The organism is Thalassobius vesicularis, assembly GCF_004799325.1.
GTDB lineage: Bacteria > Pseudomonadota > Alphaproteobacteria > Rhodobacterales > Rhodobacteraceae > Thalassobius > Thalassobius vesicularis.
On sequence record NZ_SSMD01000020.1, the window covers coordinates 1 to 1818 of the forward strand.

Annotated in this window: 2 protein-coding genes; both read left to right on the forward strand. The window is 64.6% G+C overall.

Features of this window, described 5'->3' with window-relative positions:
* The coding region (locus tag E7681_RS18580) for a cbb3-type cytochrome c oxidase subunit I (RefSeq protein ID WP_211089838.1) at positions 1 to 849 on the forward strand (849 nt) is incomplete at its 5' end.
* Between the two features lie 5 nt (positions 850 to 854).
* Positions 855 to 1661, forward strand: coding sequence for a CbbQ/NirQ/NorQ/GpvN family protein (locus E7681_RS18585; RefSeq protein ID WP_136340756.1), 807 nt, complete (start codon positions 855 to 857; stop codon positions 1659 to 1661).
* Positions 1662 to 1818 lie beyond the last annotated feature (157 nt).

Below are 1818 nucleotides of genomic sequence, written 5' to 3' on the forward strand. Positions count from 1 at the left end.
TTTGCCTTCGTGAACCCGGCCAACCTGGCGCTGGACAAGATGTACTGGTGGTACATCGTCCACCTGTGGGTGGAAGGCACCTGGGAACTGGTGATGGCTTCGATCCTGGCCTTCCTGATGCTGAAACTGACGGGCGTGGACCGCGAGGTCGTGGAAAAATGGCTGTACGTCATTGCCGCGCTGGCGCTGTTCTCGGGGATCCTGGGGACCGGTCACCACTACTACTGGATCGGCACGCCCGGTTACTGGCAGTGGATCGGCTCGATCTTCAGCTCGCTTGAGATCGTTCCCTTCTTCGCGATGATGGCCTTTGCCTTTGTCATGGTCTGGAAGGGCCGTCGCGACCACCCCAACAAGGCGGCCCTGCTGTGGAGCCTGGGTTGCGCGACGCTGGCCTTCTTTGGCGCGGGTGTGTGGGGCTTCCTGCATACGCTGCACGGGGTGAACTACTACACCCACGGCACGCAGATCACCGCGGCGCACGGCCACCTGGCGTTCTTCGGGGCCTATGTGGCACTGAACCTGGCGATCTTCAGCTACGCGATGCCGGTGCTGAAGGGGCGTGATCCCTACAACCAGGTGCTCAACATGGCCTCGTTCTGGCTGATGTCGGGCGGCATGGTGTTCATGACCTTCACGCTGACCTTTGCGGGCACGGTTCAGACCCACCTGCAGCGCGTCAACGGCGAGTTCTTCATGGACGTGCAGGACCAGCTGTGGATCTTCTATGTGATGCGCTTTGGCTCGGGCCTGGCGGTGGTGATCGGCGCGCTGCTGTTCATCTACGCGCTGCTGGCACCGCGCAAGGAAGTCATCGCCCAAGGCACGGCCGGGACCCCGGCGGAGTGAAGGTGATGGACGGACATATCACCCTGGAGGGGGCGGCTGACGCCCCCTTCTACCTGGCGCAGGGCGACGAGTGCGAGATCTTCGCGGCCGCCAGCGCAAACGATCTGCCGGTCCTGCTGAAGGGGCCGACGGGCTGCGGCAAGACCCGCTTTGTCGCCCACATGGCGGCGCGGCTGGGCCGTCCGCTGTACACGGTGGCCTGCCATGACGACCTGTCGGCGGCCGACCTGATCGGGCGTTACCTGCTGAAGGGCGGCGAAACCGTCTGGGTCGACGGCCCGCTGACCCGCGCGGTGCGCGAAGGCGCGATCTGCTACCTGGACGAGGTGGTCGAGGCGCGCAAGGACGTGACCGTCGTGCTGCACCCGCTGACCGACGACCGGCGCATCCTGCCGATCGACCGCACCGGCGAAGAACTGGAGGCCGCCCCCGGCTTCATGCTGGTGGCCAGCTACAACCCCGGCTACCAGAACATTCTCAAGACGCTGAAACCGTCGACGCGCCAGCGCTTCATCAGCCTTGAGTTCGACTTCCCCGCCCCGGCCTTCGAGGTCTCGGTGGTGATGCGCGAATCCGGCCTGGACGAGGACCGCGTCAAGACGCTTGTCCGCCTGGCCGGCAAGCTGCGCGACCTCAAGGGTCAGGACCTCGAAGAGGGCGTCTCGACCCGCCTCGTGATTTACGCCGCAACGCTGATCCGTCAGGGCATGCCGGTCCAACGCGCCATTCTGGCCGCGATGATCGAGCCGCTGACCGACGATGCGGATGTCAAACGCGGGCTCCTCGATCTTGTCACTGCGATTTACGGGTGAGGCCAGTGGTGACCAAGATCGAATTCGAGCCATGGGAACCCGAAGAAACCGTCGGGAAACTGTGGCACACCTATGCCAGCCGCCTGGACGCACCAACCGTCCACCAAGGAGCCCGGGTCGACCTAAACCAGGTCGGCGCGCGGCTGGCAGTCCTTTT